General features: G+C 68.2%; 3 protein-coding genes. All 3 read right to left on the reverse strand.

The window, feature by feature from the left end; genetic code table 11:
* A partial coding sequence (locus BCL79_RS02040; RefSeq protein ID WP_183073639.1) for a leukotoxin LktA family filamentous adhesin occupies positions 1-15,172 on the reverse strand: 15,172 nt, incomplete at its 3' end.
* Positions 15,173-15,271: 99 nt separating this feature from the next.
* A complete protein-coding gene (locus BCL79_RS02045) occupies positions 15,272-16,027 on the reverse strand; it encodes a SapC family protein (protein ID WP_121036942.1) in 756 nt (251 codons plus the stop codon).
* A 291-nt stretch (positions 16,028-16,318) separates the two neighbouring features.
* Positions 16,319-17,080 carry an SDR family NAD(P)-dependent oxidoreductase gene (locus BCL79_RS02055; protein ID WP_121036943.1) on the reverse strand — a complete coding sequence of 254 codons (762 nt, stop codon included), beginning with the start codon at positions 17,078-17,080 and terminating at the stop codon, positions 16,319-16,321.
* Positions 17,081-17,165: the final 85 nt, after the last annotated feature.

The raw sequence follows: 17,165 nt of genomic DNA on the forward strand, positions 1-17,165 counted from the left end.
CGCCGATGGCGAGCAGCCCACCTGCCGTGGCGGCCAGATCGCCCCCGCTGCGCAGCTGCTGCACATCCATCGCACCCGACGCCTCCAACTGCATCGCCGCGCCGGAAGACAGCGTCTGCGCTACCAGCGCAGCACCGCTAGCCGCGTTTATTGCGCCCTGCGCCTGCAGTTCACCAATGCCCATCGCCCCGGTACTGCGAAGCTGCGCATCGCCACCGATCCTGCCTTGGCCCAGGGTAAGTCCGCCGGCGCTGGTCACGACGGCATCCGCGCCAGCCTCCAGGTAACCGATGTCGGCGGAGGCCGTCGCCAGCCGGACATCGGTTGCCGCATCCAGCAGATCCGCCTGCAGGTGCGCGTCACTGTGCAGCAACAGCGCACCCGATGCGGCAACCACGTCACCCACAGCACCCCCGTTGGGGAGGCGCAGGTGGATGTCACCGTGATCGCTGCGTGCCACGACAAGCCGGCCGACATCGACCGTGAGGGCCTGCGCGTCACTGCCGATTCCGTCGCCCGCCTGCAGGCTGGCCAGCACGTGACTGCCGCCACCGATATTGACCGCGGCATCCCCATTGGAGTGGATACGACCGTCCGCCTCGAGCATCACGTTGCCGGTGGCCGCGGTACCGGTCACGGCCATCTGGCCCACGCTGATATCCGCGCTGGAACGCACCGCGACCACCCGGCCAGCACTCAACTGGCTTCCGGCGCCCATCGCGAAGCCGCCCGCGTCGATCTGCACGCTGTCGCCGGCGCTGACCTGCGCGCCTGCCGCCAGCGATGTGGCCTGCAGCGAGAGCAGCTGCAGGACCTGGTCAATGGCGGCGTCCCCCAACTGCAGGCCGCCACCGGCGGCGACATTGGCGGAGGCAGCGCGCAGGTTGCCGATGCGGACATCCCCCATCGGGGCGCTGACAATCGCGTCGCCCGCCGCCTGCACCGAACCCAGGTCGGCACCGTTGTACCCGGTGGCGCCCAGATCGCCACCGGCCTGCAAACGCACTGCGCTCAGCTTGCCCGCCGTGCTCAAAAGCTGCAGGTCGCCCCCTGCGGTAAGCGTGCCGATCGGCATATCCACGTCGCTGGAAAGACGCACCTCGCCCCCTGCCGCGCCATCCAGCCGACCGCCGGCAACGATGCGCAAGGCCAGCGAACCGCCGTCCTCGTCGCGGATGTCGTCGCGCACGGCGAGCTGGATGTCGCGCCCGGTCAGCGTGCTCACGCCCTTCAGGTACGACAGCAGGCTGCCGCCGCCGACGTCCAGTACGACGTCCTGGTTCGCCCTCACCAGGCCGATACGCAGGTTCCCGTTCTGCTGGGCCAAGCGCACGTGTTCACCGGCGTTGGCCAGCAGCAGGCGGCCGTTGATCTGCACACGCAGCGGCTGACCATCGTGGCCCATGATGCTGCGCAGGGCGCTCAGGCTGAGGTCCTTGCCGACCCTCAGAGTCGCACCGGCCGCACTGCCACCGGTATCGGTGATATCGCCGTCACTGCCGATACGTACATCGCCACCGGCGTCGAAGCTGTTCAGCGCCAGTGACGTGCTGCCATGCAGGTAGGCATCGCCCCCCACATCGGCCTCGATCCCGCCCGTGGCTGCCAGCACCACCGGAGCCGTGCTGCGGATGCGCAGCGAGACCACCACGGCACCGCCGCGCACCTGATCGGGCGTGAGCACATTGCCGGCCGCGTCGAGCATCTGCACATCGCCCGGCGTGGTCGCAAGCCGCATGGCCAGCATCGCCTCGGCACTGAGGTTGCCGCTGTTCACGTCGGCCAGGCTGACCGTGTATTCCTTGTCCAGGCGGCCCAGGTCATCGCGGGCATGCAGGCTGACATTGCGCCCGATGATCACCGGTTCGGCATTCAGGGCTGAACCGGTGGAGGGTTCCAGCGCATTGGCGTTGAACACGTAGCGCAGCTGGTCCTGGCTCCACTGAGAGTCAGCCGTCATGCCATCAAGAAGTGCCGCCTTGCGTGCCGCGACCATCGCGCTGTCGCCACCGCTGGCAGCCAGCTCATAGCGGTACCCCGCGTTGAAGGACGCGAAGATCGCTTCCTGCTGCCAGCCGCTGCCGAAGGCGTCGGTGAACACCGTCCCCAGACGGTTGAAGCGCTCGGCGAGGTAGTCACTTACCCCTGCATCGTCCAGGCTGCCGCCCCGCGCGGCTTCTGCCATGGAGCGGAACAGGTTGATGGCAGTGCCACCGGCCAGGTAGCGCCCATCGACGACACTGCCCAGCGCGTGGAGCTGGAAGTACTCGGCGTAGCTGGCGTCGACCTGGCTCTGGTAGCTGACGATCGACTGCTGGCCGCCGCCCTGGAACAGCTTGAGGTTGTCGCGCAGGCTGGCCAGCTGTGCTTCGTTGAGGAAGCTGGACGAGGCGCGCTGGGCACCGCTGTAGATCGAGCCCGAGGGGGCCTCGATCAGCACGTCACCGGCCAGCGACTCGATGCGCTGTACCCAGAAGTCGCCGCCGAGGTCGCGCAGCGCGATGTCACCGGTCGCCCGCGCCGAGATGAGCCCACCCTCCAGCGCGCCGTCGCTGCGGGTACGCTCGCCGGCATCGACCACCAGGGGCCGGGAGAGCGAGCCGATGGCGCCGTAGACGCTGTCCAGGGTGATGTCGGCACCGATGATCGACGCAGCATTGCCGGTGGCCGCACCTTCGATGTCGTACTTGGCGCGCAGCCACACATCGCCACGGCCGGTGCCACTGCCGGCGCTGATCAGCACCTTGGCTGCCGAATCCACGTCCAGTGCAATGTCACCGCCCGCACGGGCCACCAGGTTGCCGGCAGCCACGGTAGCGCCGTTGGCATTGGTGTAAGACACCATCTGGACATCCAGCGGGTTGGCGGCTTCGCCGGCCTGTGCGCCGACAATGCTGCCGATGCTGCCGGCCGCGTCGAGGGTAAGCTGGTTCGTGATGATCCTGGCGTCACGCGATGCGCTGACGATGCTCCCGTTCTCGCTGGTCAGGAAGGTCCGGCCATCGGTGTTCTTCAGAACACCATTGATACGGATGGTCTGGCCGGAGTCGACGTCGAGCAGGCCTGCATCGTTGGCGCTGAAGCTGATGCCGATCCGGTTGTCGGCCTTGGCCGTGTTGGTGACGACCAGCGTGCCACTGCGCGGGGCGCGCTGGTACCAGCTCGTGCGCCACGTGCCGCCGTCATCGAACTCATTACTGCCGGGGAAGCCGTAGTTGTAGCGGCAGCCACTTTCGTTCTTCTTTTCGCAGCGGTAGTTGACGCGCGAATTGAGGTTGCTGCCGAAGTCGCCGGTCAACTGTGACTCGAACACCGCCACGCCGCCTGCCTTGTTGCCGTACGTGACGCTGGACGTTTCCCACTGCTGGCCGTTGAAGACGGTGTTGTTGTCCCTGTCCACCCAGCGCCAGTTCTCAGCAGTAAGCACGCCGTTGTCGGACTGGATGTTGCGCGCGATGCGGGCCGTCTGTGTCCAACTCGCAAACATGCCGGCGCGCGGGTCATACGCGGTCGTGTTGCTGAGGGCCGATACTCCGGGGGCATCCCAGTTCAGGGCATTCACTCCGCCCTGATAGCCCTTCACGTTGCCGTTGCCGTCGCGCAGATACCACGACGCGGTATTGAGCTCACGGTCGCGGATGGTGATCTGCCCGGGCGCCCCGTTGCCGACCAGGATGTTGCCAAGCTGCAGGCCCACATCGGCCAGGCCATTGTTGATGACCACCGAGCCCTTGCCACTGACCACATTGAGCGAGCCGGCGGTGGATGTGCTGACGATGCGGCCATCGAGGTAGATCGAACCGCCACCGTTGGCCGAAATGTCCGGCACGATGAACTGGCGGTTGAGCGAATCGTATTTCAGGGCGATGCGGGAAGAACCTGCGCCGGATTTCGCCACGAACATGGCAGGCACATCGAAGATGCCCTTGCTGGCCTGGTTGTCCTTGCCGTCGATCCAGGCGCGCAACGCGCTGCTTTCGACCAGGATTGCCGAGTAATCCACCGGCCGGCCGGCCTTCAGCGCGACATTGACGTCGATGTAGTTGGCCGTGATCTTGATGCCACTGCCGGCGTTCACACCGCTGCCCGTGCTGGGCACCTGGCCAAGGCTGGCGTTGCTGACGTCGTCGGGCTGCGTGGTGAGAAGGGTGCGCAGATTCCGGGCATTCACCTTTGGCAGGTAATTGGTGTCCTTGTGGCTGTACCGCGATACCACGCCACCGTCGTAATACTGCCCACCCAGCGCTGAAGCGGTGCAGTCCTTGTCGCCGATGCGATAGCGGCATGCACCAAACACCAGGATGCTGGGGTTGTTGACGTCGTTACCGGTGCCATACAGCAGATAGTCGGTCAAGCTCATGCCAGCGGCGGCGGCCGCTGCGCCGTACTTCGCGTTGGCGATGTACGCCGCGGCATCGTCGGCATTGGTGATGCCAGATGCCACGCTGTGGCGTGCCCACAGCGCGCTCACCACACTGCCGTACCAGTTTTCCGAGCCCCGGTTGTAGCCGACCTCACCGTTGGGCGCATTGATCGTCACGCTTTCGGCGAGCTGCTCGCCCCAGCTCTGGATGTTGCCGAGCGCGTTGTACATGTCCAGCTCGCCGCCCGTGACCGAGATCAGCCCGCCCGCACCGATCGCAGCGGTGCCGGTGGTCGCCTCGTTGCGGATGCTCACCAGCGCATTGCTCTGGCCCGGGTTCTGGCTGACGCCGATGCCCAAGGCCTGGTTGCTGTTGCCGGTGAACAGCACGTTGCCGCCGCTGTACTCCGGTACCAGGATGTCCCCGGCCAGCAGCAGGTTGTCGGTACTGCGGTTGGTGATGGTGATCTTCGGCGCGCCCTTGGCGGTGACCGAGCCGCCACCGCGGATGTTGCGGCCATACAGGATCACATCGCCGCCGGCCGCATACAGGTCGCCGATGGTGTGCGTGTAGAGCGCGTTGCCGGCGATGGCATCGAAATCGTGGATGCCCGACGCGTTCAGTCGCGCCTTCAGCGCGCTGCTGAGCTCGCGCTGGGTATCGAACGGCAGCACATCGCCGCCCGCGCCGCTGCTGGTCAGCTTGCCATTGGCATCGATCAGGATATCCAGCACGTTGTAGCGCCCGGCAACGACGCGGCCATCGATCAGCACATCACCGCGGGTGCTGCCACCACTGCGGCTGTCGCGCACGGTGACGGGAATGAACCCCAACTGGTAGCCGGTGGCGGCGCCATCGGCGTTGCGGAAGACATTTTCACCGTAGGCACCGAGCGACACGAATGCGCCGCTGAGCAGCTCACTGCCCGCGGCCAGAGCGGTGCTCGCGTTGCTGTCCACCGTGGAGGACGCCGAGGAATCCGGCACCGCGATCAGCCCGCGGCTGTACCCCTGCGAGACCGCATTGGCGGCCAGGCGTGAGGTCCAGCCATTCATGCCGTCCTGGCCAGCGGAGACGAAAGCGTTGTGCAGCGATTCCAGCTTCGCGCCGCGGCCGACATTGACCTGCTGGTCCATTGCCAGCGCCACGTCCGCGTCGGAGATGCCGACCGCGGCCAGCACACCCCAGGTGTTCACCAGCGCGGTGGCGCCGATGTCGGTCGCGGCGTAGGTGCCGACGTTGAGCATGTAGCTGCTCTGCAGGCGCGCATCATCGCCGATGTTCACGCGGTTGCCGAGCACCGCATTGGTGCGGGCTTTGACCACGGCGGCATTGATCGCCCCGCCGGTGGTCAGCCCCGCCCGGTCATCGGTGTTCGCACGGGTGTTTGCCACGATGTCCAGCGCGCCACCATCGCCCGGCGTCGGTGCGACACCGGCACGCAGCAGGGCGCCCTTGCCGATATCGATGGTGCTGCTGCCATCCAGCCGGGTGACCACCTGTGCGGCACTGCCACTGAGGACACCGCCGCCGGCCGCGCTGGCGGCAAGCTCGCTGCCCAGCGTGCCGGTGTAGTTGTTGTCGGTGCGCAGCACCAGCGATCCGGCCGAGACAATCTGGGCATCCTCGTCCACCAGCAGCCCGACGGTCGCGTCCGCACGGTTGCTCACGTTGGCGCCACTGGCGTTGAGGACGCCTGCGCTGGTGCTGTTCGCGCTGCCCGCGTAGTGGCTGTCGTGCAGCGCCCGGGCGTCAAGGCGACTGACATCCAGCACGGCGTTGCGGCCGATGGACAATTGCGTGGTGCTGCCGGTGTGCGTCGCTGCCAGCGCCGCGTTGCCCGCAATGAGCCCGCCGGTGCCCGCCGTGGCGTTGGCGCGATTCTCGTCCTTGCCGCTGGCGGCGAGCGTGGTGTTGCCTGCGTACAGCAGGCTCCCGGCCCCCACGGTGACGCCGGTGGTCGCCGCGGAACGCGCGTTGGCATCGACGACGCCAGCGGCCAGCAGCCCCGCCACGCTCAACCCGGTGGCATCGGCATGCTGATTGCTGTTGTTGACTGCGCGCATCGCGATCGTGCCGCCGCGCGCGTAGTCGGTGATGTTGTTGATGGAATAGGCCTCACCCTGCACCACCACGTTGGACCCAAGCGCTGCCTGCACCGCGTTGGTACTGGCAGCGGTGGCGAAGGCGCCGGCGCCGGCCAGATACAGGCCACCGGAACCGGCGACCGCGCGTGCATCCACGCTCCCGCCGTGGACGCTGGCCAGGACATCCAGCCCACCGCGGTTGGACAGCACCACACCATTGCCTACATGGGCGTCCACCTTGGCACGGGAGGTGGCATCAGCGACCGCCGCACCGACCGCCAGCCCGCCGGCCAGTGCAGCACCGAAGGCCTCGGCCGAGACCTGCGGGGTGGCCTCGGCATGCACCTCAATGCTGCCGCCCACCCCGGATACGCGTGTCCGCTCGCCCAGCCAGGCGCGCACGTCGGAGCCATCGTCGGCCAGTGCGACGGCGGCGCTGACGCCGGCCAACACGCCACCGGCCGCACCCCACGCGCCCGCATGCGCGCCGCCCAGCGAGCTGGCGGCGAAGGTCACGTTGCCAAAGCCGGCCAAGGTACTGTCGTTGTGCAACCACGCCTGGACGTTGGCGTTGCGTGCCGCGGTTGCAACGACCGCACCGGCCGCGAGTGCACCGGCCGCCATGCCGGTGGCTGTCACATCCAGCGTGCTGGCATCGCTGGCACGGACCGCAAGACCCTGGCCCTGGCTGCCTGCCTGCAGGTCACCGGCCACCGTGGCCGATACCGTCTGTTCCAGGCGCGCCAAGCCGATGGCCGCACCGGCGCCCACCAGGCCGGCACCGCCGGCATAGACGTCCAGACCTGCGGCCTTGCCTGCGCTGCCGTCGCCGGCGTTGGCGAGCACCGCGATGGAACCGGCCCGCGTGGTGTTCGCCGCCAGCACTGCCTCGGTTCTGCCATACAGGCCGGTCATGCCGAATGCGCCGCCCACCCCGAGGCCACCGGCGCCGAGGCCACCGACCGTGTTGCGGCTGCTCATCAGGGTCTGCGCGCTCACCTCAAGCGCGCGTGCCTGCACGCTGCCGCCACGGATGCTGGCGCTCACCAGGTCCCCACGACCCTGCAGACTGCCGATGTCCACCTGGGCGCGGCTGTTCAGCGCGCCCGCGCCCTGCCCCCCCAGGGTGCCGTCCAGCGCGGCGGCGTCGATCTTCTGGCCATTGCCCAGCTGCTTCAGGCTGGCAAAGGTGCCACCCAGTTCCGTATCACTGTCACCGCGGTCGCCAATGCCGGCCAGCAGCAGCCCGGCAGCGCCGCCGATGCCGGTGGTGGCGCCCACGCCAGCCGTCACGGTGACCATGTCCACCGCACGATCGGAGACGGCATTCACATCGATGCTGCCCGTGGTCGACAGCGTGCTGTCTTCCACGGTGGCCTTGACGGTGCTGCCAAGAATGGCCACCGAGGCGCCCGCACCTACACCGCTGCCGGCGATGCCCACGCCCACCGCACCGGAGTACGCGGACAGCCGCAGAATATCCTCGGCCACCACCGCCATATCGGTGGCATCCACCGAGGCCTGGGTGACCAGCGCACGGGTGTCGTTCTGCAGCAGGTGCACCTGTGCCATGCCGGCGATGCCGGCGGCGCCGGCACCCGCGCCGCTCACCGCCACGCCGTTGAAATCGGAGCGGCTGCGCGCGTTCACGTCGAGGTCGCGTGACACGAAAATGTTGGTCGCGCGCCCACGTTCGCCCACCTGCGCCAGCGTGGTTGCGGTGCCCATGTTGACCAGCGCGGTGCCGGCCACCGCCGCGCCACCCCCGACGGCGCCTGCGCCGCCCACCAGCGAGGCGGCGTTGTCGCTGTTGGCGTTGACCGCCAGGGAGCCCGCCCGCAGGGTGCCGCCCAGCACGCTTGCGCGGGTATCGGTGGTGAAACTGTTGACCACGCCGGTGGCGGCGCCGCCGGTCAGGCCTGCGGCCGCGCCGACCACGATCGCCAGCGCGTTCTGGCTTGCATTGGCCTCCACGGTCACCGCGTCGGCGGCCGACAGGGTGGCGCCCTCGATGCTGGCGCTGGCATGGCTGTCGAACAGGTTGGTCGAGAGCGCGCCCGCCCCCGAGAAGACGCCCGCGCTGGCAGCGATGCCGGCCACATAATTGGCCGAGGCCACGTGATGGCTGGCGCGCACATCCACGCTCTGCTCCGCTGCGGCGAGACCTGCGCTGTCCTGGTCGGGGTCGCTGCTGGTGCCCAGCCCATGCTGGTTGATCCGTGCGTCCTTGATGATCGCGGTGGTACTGCCGGCGATGTCGTTGACGGCCGCCATCACCGCCACCGCACCACTGGCGATCGGGGTGGTACCCAGCGCGCCACTGACGCCGATGGTCCTGACCTGCTGGCGCGTGGCCGCATTGACCGCGATGCCATGCACGTCGATATGGCCGGTGCCCAGGTCCACGGTGTCGAAGGCCATGCCGGCGGCGTCGGTACGGGTGCTGTGGGTATTGCCCGCCGTGCGCCGGCCACTGTCCACGCCTGCCAGCGCATCTCCCAGGCCCAGCGCGGTCACGGCAGTTCCGGCACCGGTGATCGCCGCCTCGGTGCTGCCATCCACCAGGTTGACGACGGTCCCCAGGCCGATGCCCGCGTTGACGCCCCCGCCGACGCTGCCGGCGTACACGTCAATCTGCTGCGCCTGCGCGGCGAGCACGCCGACGTTGTCCTGTGCGAGGACATTGGCGCCTGCTTCAATCCGTGCCGAGACGGCGCCCTTCATCCGGTTGACCGCCACCGAGGCTGCGCCACCGACCGCGCCGCCGCCGCCCAGGCCAGCGGCCACGGTGCGGATGCGGTTGCCCTGTCCGCCGGCCGCACCGGACGCATCTGCCTGCACCAGTAGATTGCGGACATCCAGCTCCAGCGCGCTACCGGACACCACCGCCGAGGTAGTGCCGCCGATATCGTTGTAGGCCACTGCCGCGCCCACGCCCACGCTGCCGCCGACCGCTGCGCCACCCGCCAGCGAATCGATGCTGCGCTCGTCACGGGCGCTCACCTTCACATCGGCCAACGCGTTGTGCAGGCTGCTGTCAGTAAGGCTGGCCTGGGTATCGGAATGGATCAGGTTGGTGGTGACACTGCCGGCCACCGCGGCCGTGCCCGCCCCCGCACCGGACACGGCCGCGGTACGCACCAGGCTGCGGTTGGCCGCATCGATGCTCAGCGCACTGGCGCCGCCCAGCGTGGCATTGTCCACCACGGCACGGGTACGGCCGCCGATGTCGTTGACGCTGCTGGCTGCGCCGATGCCTGCCGTCCCCCCGGCCGACAGCGCGCCCCCCAACGAATAGGCCGCACCCGAGGTGTCGGCGCTGACGGACACTGCACCGGTGATGCCACTTCCCTGCCCGGTGACACCCCGCAGGCGGGCCTCGGTGAGGGTGTCGATCAGGTTGGTGGTGTTGCTGCCGGCAATGGACGCGGTGCCCCCCAGCGCACCGGCGATGGCCAGTGTCTTGGTGGTGGCGGCCGACGCCGCACTGACATCCAGCGCAGTACTCACCTCCAGCGCGGTTCCATCCACCTCGCCCAGCGTGGTATCGCCGATGGTGGCCACGTTGATCGCCGCGCCGATGGCGGCGGTGCCGCTGCCGGCGACCGCACCGGCCAATGTGTGGATACGCGATTCGTTGCTGGCGGCCACCTGCACGATGCCTGCCTGCACGCTGCCTTCCCGCAATGCGGCCTCGGCATGGTTGTCGATCATGCTCCAGCCCACCGAGCCTTGAATGGCGACATTGTTGGCTGCGCCTGCGGCAACCGCACCGGACAGGATCCTGGCGGCATTGGCGGCCTCGACATCGACCCGGCCAGTGCCAGCGGTCAGCTGCGCATCATCGACCAGCGCCAGCGTGGTGTTGCCGATGTCATTGATGGTCAGCGCCGCACCCACGGCGACCTTGGAGCCCAGCGTTGCCGCCCCCGCCAACGAGCCGATGAAGGATTCGTCGCGTGCCTGCAGCTGGATGCTGCCTGCGTTGAGCTGTGCGCCATCCCGCGGGACCTGGCCCTGCGCGTCCGCCAGGCCACGGCCGACCAGCACCGAGGTGGTGTTGCCGATGGCGTTGTAGGACGCACTGCCCACCCCGGTGAAGTTGCCGGTGCTGCCGCCGATACCGGCACTCACTGCCAGGATGTCGGACTGGTCGGTGGCCGTGAGCGCAATGCGCCCGGCATTGAGCGTGGCATCGTTGACCGAGACGGTATGCGTGTTGTTGATGGTGTTGTAGGCGAAGGCCACACCGGCATTGTTGCCACCCACCTGGACCATGCCGGCAACGGCGATGATCGAGCTGCGGGCATTGTTGCGACCCGCCGCATCTACCCGCGTATCGTCAGTGCTGGCGGTATCGGCATTGGGGTCGACCTCGATGGGGCCGATCCCGGCGCCACAGTAATCGACCGCAAAGCCCGAGCCGCAGCCGTCGCTGGTGCCACGCAGGTCGTCGATCGTCGCCGTCCCGGCGAAGGCTTCGATGTCACCACTGGCAGTGATGCGGCTGCCGCCGTCAATGCTGGCGGCGGTCTGGCTGGCGATCTGGTTGACCAGCACCGAACCGGCGATCGCCACGCCGTCGCTGCGCGTGGACGCGCCCCCACTGGCAGCCGCCGCCACGATCCGCGATGCATCGGCCGCACGCACGCGCACGTCCTGTACGCCCTCGATGTCGGCACCACTGACTGACGCGCGGGTGCTGTCGCCCACTTCGGCATACGTCACTGCCGCCCCCAGGCCGGCCTTGCCACCCGCATACAGTGCACCACCCCCGTTGGCGATCTTCGAGGCGTTCACGGCCTTGACATCGACATCGGCGGCCGCGCCGCTCATGCCGCGGATGGTGCCCCCGACGATGCTGGCGGCCGTGTCGTTGTGGGACATCGCCACGGTCGCCGAGATCGCGCCGGCACCGGCCGAGCTCTGGTTGGAGGAGGCATTCACGCCCACGCTCAGCCCGACGTTGACCTGTTCGCTTTCGTTGCGTGCGGTCACCGTGACGGTGCCGGCATCCTCCACGGTACTGTCGCGCAACTGCGCGGTGGTCGTGTTCTGGATGTCACCATAGGCCACGCCACCGGCCAGCGATGCGCTGCCCTGGGTGTTGTCCGACCCGGCCGCGGCCACCGACAACGCGCCGCTGACGCTGACCAGCAGCGTCTGGTTGGTCGCGGCAAGATCCAGCTTCAGGCCCTTGCCGCTGTTGTCCTTGACCACGGCCGAGCTGATGTCCGCCTTGGTGTTCTGCCGGGCACGATTCACCGTCGCACTGCCGGACAGGGCGATGCCGAACTTGGGTTGCGGCGTCTGCGCGCCCTGCCCCTGCCCCGGTGCTGCATTCCCACTGCCCAGCAGGCCCTTGGCCTTGTCGAAGTACGCGGTCAGCCCGGCGCTGCCGTTGCTGTCTGCCTTGTTGGCCATGCCTTCCAGCGCCGTGACCTTGCCGAGCGCACGGGTCTTGAGTGAATCCAGGAAGCCAGGATTCTCCGCATTCTGCTTCGCCGCCAGCTCATCCTGGGCCTTCTGCAGCTGCTCGGACGAGCTCTTGGCGACTGCGCCGGCTGCGGCCACTGCACCGGCCAGCCCGCCGCTGGTGGCGTTGACCGCCAGCTCACCCGTGGTGACCGCGCCTACCGGCCCCGTGCTGCTGCCGGTGGCGAAGGCTGCAGGCACCGCACCGATGAAGGCGCGGGTATCGGTGTCCAGCTGCTGGTAGGCAACGCTGGCCCCCACCGACACACTGTCGCTCATCGCAACCGCGCCGGCCACGGACCACACGAACAGGTCTTCATCGGCACGCACGCCAACCGTGGCGGCACGGATGTCGGCACGGTTGCTGATACCGGCCAGCGTGGTGCTGTCCAGGTCGAGCGCGGTGGCCGTTCCGCTGACACCGATGCTGCCGCCCTGGCCTGACTGCAGCGCCAGCGCCACCACGGTTTCTTTGTTGTCGGCCTGCACTGCCAGGCTGCCTGCACCGGCATCGACGCGGACGCCATCATGGATGATCGCCGCCGCCGTGTTCTGGTAGTCGATATAGCCGACGCTGCCGCCCAGGGCAGTTCCACCCTTGCCGACGTTGCTGTCCTTGAGGTTCTTCAGGGCAAGATCACCGGCCGCGTGCAGCCCGGTGACGTCGGTGTTGGCGCGCACGGTGGTGGTGGCGTCAAACGTCCGGCTGCGCGCAGCGCCGGCATGGTCCTCACCCTCCAGCGCGGCGCTCCACGCCGCGGTGCTGGTGTCGCGGGTGGTCAGCGAGGCACCAGCGGCGACATCGGTACGTGCGCTGTTGGTGGCCTTGAACCAGCTGACCGCGCCCCCGATGGCCACTTCCTCGGCCGAGCCCCGCGCCGCCGCGTACGAGGCGAACAGCTCCGATGGGTCGGTGATCAGGTCCTTGGCGGCGGAGATCGAGGCCTTGAACGCGTCGAAGCTGCTGAAATCCGGGACGGCACCGGTGAGCGCACTGAAATCACGCGGCAGGCGTACGTCCGACGACAACCCGATGCGTTGCGCCGCGAGCTCGGCCGAACTGCCCACCAGGGTCCGTGCCTCATGGGTGAGGTTGGCGATATTGACCGCCCCGGACAACGCGAACGCTGAACCATCCGCGCTCTTGCCCTTGGCCAGCACATTGCTCATCGCATGGTTGCCGATCTGTGCATCGGTTACCTGGCTGTCGACCACGATCGCGCCGGCGCTGTCGACCTTGGTGCCCGCGCCGATGCTGGCGGTGGCCGCATGGTCGCCGTCGACAACGCTGATCGCCCCGCCGAGGCGGAAGGGCGACGCCGTGGTCGGGGTCGTCGCCGGCGGCGTGCTGCCACCGTCCTCGCTGCCGCTCAGCTTGGCGATGGCGCCGCCAATGCCGGCGCCGGCCAGCGACTGCGCCACACTCATCAGCCCATCGCTGCCGCTGCTGATCGCTTCCACCTGTTCCTGGCCGGGCAACGGCTCGCTCTTCGGGCCGGTAATCAGCGTGCTGGTCTTGTTGAGGCGGGTGATGCTGGCCGCCTGCACGGTGACGTCGCCCGCCGTGGTGCGGGTATCACGGTCCAGGCGTGCTTCGGCCGCGATATCCTGCAGGCTGATCGCGCCGGCCAGGCCGACCGCGCCATTCTTGTCGGCGCGCGCCGTGGCGGAGGTGTCCAGAGAGACTGCGTTGACCGCCGAAACGTTGACCCTGCCGGCCTGCAGCAGTGGCCCACCGGCTTCAATCACCGCGCGGGTGTCAACGTTGACGTTGCTGATCGCCGCCGTGAACGCAGCGGTCGTGTTGTTCACCGCGAACGATTCGGCCGCAAGCTTCAGCGTCGTATCGGCATCGGCCTTCACCGCCACATCGCCGCCCGCCACCAGCGTTGCGCCCGAGCGCACGATGGCTTCCGTGGTGGCGTTGATCTGCGCGTATGCCGCGCCCAGGCTGAGCAGGTGCTTTTTCGGAATGGGGTTGCCATTGGCATCCTTCACCGGGTCGCCGTTGGCATCGGTCACCACATCGCCCTTCTCGTACGTCTTTCCGGCGGCCGAATTGTCGATGGCCTGCCGGGTGCTGGCGTGCAGCGTGATGTCATCGCGCGCGGTCAGCGCCGCGCTGTCCTTCACTTCCACCCGCGCCGTGGTGGCGCCGTGCAGGAACGAGATCTGTTCCCCCAGCAGCTTGTCCGCCCCCAGGTTCACCAGCGCATCGCCGAGGTCCGTGAGGTTGCTGGAGTCGGTGACGCTGTTGACGAGGTCGGCCTTGATCTCGTCGAATACCGCACCGTCCTTGTCGTAGCCGGAATCAATGACCGCAAGCGCGGTCAACTCGATATCGTCCGCCTCCAGACGTGCGTTGCCGCCCACCGTCACCGAAGCATCGGCACTGCGCACGCCCAGCCCGGTATCGGAGATCGCCGCCGCGCGCAGCTGAATCCGGCCGCCCTCGTTGACCAGGACCAGCGGCTGCGAGGCGCCGGTATTGACGGCCGCCTCGATGCCCTGCAGATCGCCATTGGCATCGCGCGGGCCGGCCGGCACGTACAGCGTACCGGTGACATCAATGGCCTTGGCCTGTACGCGGATGCCGTTGCGTGCGTTCACCGTCCCGTGCAGCTCCACCGTCTTGTCGGTGAGCTGTCCCGGCGTCAGCGTGCCGTACATCAGGGCATCCAGGCTCTCTCCGGCGCCGAGGATGTCGCTGGCCGTGGCGCGGTTGGCCGTGGCCACCGACAGCGAGCCGACATTGAGCACGCCACCGTTGCCGACCACCAGGCCATCCGGGGCGACGAAGAACACCTTGCCGCCCACCGCATTGGTCGATTCCAGCACGCTGTTGAGGTTGCCGTTGATGTACGCACGCGCGTCGGTGACCAGGTTGACCAGGTTGTGCACCTGTTGCTGACCCTGGGTGGGTAGCACAAGATCAACGGTCTGGCCGAGTTCCACGCCGAACTGCCGGAAGGAGTTGAAGGCGACCTGATTGCCGGCCGCGCCCTTCACTGTGCCGGTGGTCACCTTCCAGTGCGGATCGTTGCCCTGCCGCGTCACGTGGGTGTCGGTGCGACCATCGGTGACCATCGCACTGCCGTCATCGCCGGCGATCACGCTGCCTGGCAACGCCAGCCCCAGCACGGAGCCGATGGCCACGGCCAGTCCGGCAGGGCGCAGGCGATGGGGACCCAGCTGCGCGTTACGCACGGCGGAGGACAGGCAGGACGAAGGGTCGCGATGGTTCATGGCAGGCTCCGGGCAGTGGCTGGCGGGGCAACCGCGGGCCAGCAAGGGTCGCGGCAAGGCATGCATGCCTTGCCGCTCGGTGGCGTTACTGGGAAGGGATCAGTGCGTTGCGGCAGCGGCTGGACGGCTGTCCAGCGCGCGGCTGAGCAGCTCGACATTGCCCAGCGAAAGCAGATGGGCGTAGATCAGCCCAAGATCGCCCGAACGCGCCAGATCCTGGAGCGCCTTGCCCTTCAATTCGCGCAGCTTCTGCTCATCGACCACAAAGAAGCCATCCAGCGAGAAGCCCTCGCCCAGCGCGGTCTGCACGTTCACCTGCCGCGGCACCAGCAGCCCATGGCTGGCCAGCGCCGTACTGAAGGCACGCGTGCGCGCCAGGTGTACCTGGTATTCCTCCAGGAACTGCAGTGCGTTGCTCAGCAGCGGGCTGTCCTTGCCCTCGTCATCGAACAGCGGCGCACCTTCCTCACCACCTTCGCGGATACCCGCATAGGCCTCATCCAGGCACACGGTGAAGTCGCTGCCCTTCTCATCGCGTTCGGCAAGCACGAAGGGATAGCGGCGCAGGAACGCCGGGACATAGGCCCCTTCGGCCCAGCTGCCCTGCTCATCGACCATCAGGTTCTGGCCGACACGCAGGCCCAGCAGTGCGGCCGGCACCACCGCGTCGGCGCTGTTGCCGGCGAACAGGATCGGGTATTCGCGGGCGACCGGCGCGAATTCCACGCAGGCCAGCGGCACGGAGTTGAGCGCGGCGGCGAAGGCGAAATCGCCCGGAGTGGCCACCACCCGGTGGTGGCGATGGGCGACGCGGTTGAGCTGGATCGGACGTTCGTAGATGAGCAGCTGCTTCATGGTGGTTCCCCCTGGAGTGCAAAAAGTGCCCCTTTGCCTAACAACCGTGGAAAGCAGCGCCGTCCCGTCAGTCAGCAGGCAATTCGTCACACTTTTTTAATGAACGCGTTCACAAACCCCCAGGCGCCACGCGCCATCGGACCTATGCGCCTTCCCGCCCCATGAGACCCATCCCCATCCCCATCCCCATCCCCATCCCCATCCATCGCAGCGCGCGCCGTCGTGGCGCGCGCCTTCTTCCGGCCCGCCGCTGCCGGCACGGCCACGGCGCGTCATCCTGGTGATGCGCCCTCAGACGAACATGCCGCCCGACGCCTCCACCCGCTGCGCATTGATCCATGCCGTCTGCGGCGACAGCAGCGCCACCGCCACCGGGCCGATGTCATCGGGCTTGCCGGGACGGCCCATCGCGGTCACCGAGGACACCATCGCGTTGACCTGCGCATCGTCGCGCACCCGGCCGCCGCCGAAGTCGGTCTCGATCGCGCCGGGGGCCAGGGTGTTGGCACTGATGCCACGGGCGCCCAGCTCCTTGGCCAGGTAACGGGTAAACACTTCGATGCCACCTTTCATCATCGCGTAGGCCGAACTGCCCGGCAGCGAGAACCGCGCCAGCCCGCTGGACACGTTGAGGATGCGACCGCCGTCGGCGATCAGCGGCAGCACCGCCTGGGTCAGGAAGTACGGCCCCTTCAGATGCACGGCGACCAGTGCATCGAACTGCGCGACCGTGGTGTCGGCGATCATCGCGTGCAGGCCTTCGCCGGCGTTGTTGAGCAGCCCCTGCAGATGGGACTCGCCCCAGCCCTCCAGCACGCTGCGAACCTGGCCGGCGAAGGCACCGAAGCCGGCGCTGTCGGCCATGTCCAACGGAATCGCGGCGGCACGGCGCCCCAACGCGTTGATGCGGGCGACCGCCTCCTGAGCGGCCTCGGCCTGGCTGCGGTAGGTGAGGATGATGTCGGCGCCATCGGCCGCCAGTGCGAGGGCGGCGTTGCGGCCGAGGCCACGGCTGCCGCCGGTGATCAGAACGACTCGTGTTGTCTTGCTCATGTCAGTGCACCTGCCTGGGGAATGGGAGACCAGCGTATTGGTGTTGCAGGGCTGCATAAATCGGCAGATGCTGATTTGACTGTCC

Source organism: Stenotrophomonas rhizophila (assembly GCF_003651185.1).
Classification (GTDB): Bacteria; Pseudomonadota; Gammaproteobacteria; order Xanthomonadales; family Xanthomonadaceae; genus Stenotrophomonas; species Stenotrophomonas maltophilia_Z.

What these genes read in the sequence shown, in the direction of transcription:
- BCL79_RS02045 (WP_121036942.1), bottom strand. Translation starts at nt 16,027, where the DNA reads ATGAAGCAGCTGCTCATCTACGAACGTCCGATCCAGCTCAACCGCGTC.
- BCL79_RS02055 (WP_121036943.1), bottom strand. Translation starts at nt 17,080, where the DNA reads ATGAGCAAGACAACACGAGTCGTTCTGATCACCGGCGGCAGCCGTGGC.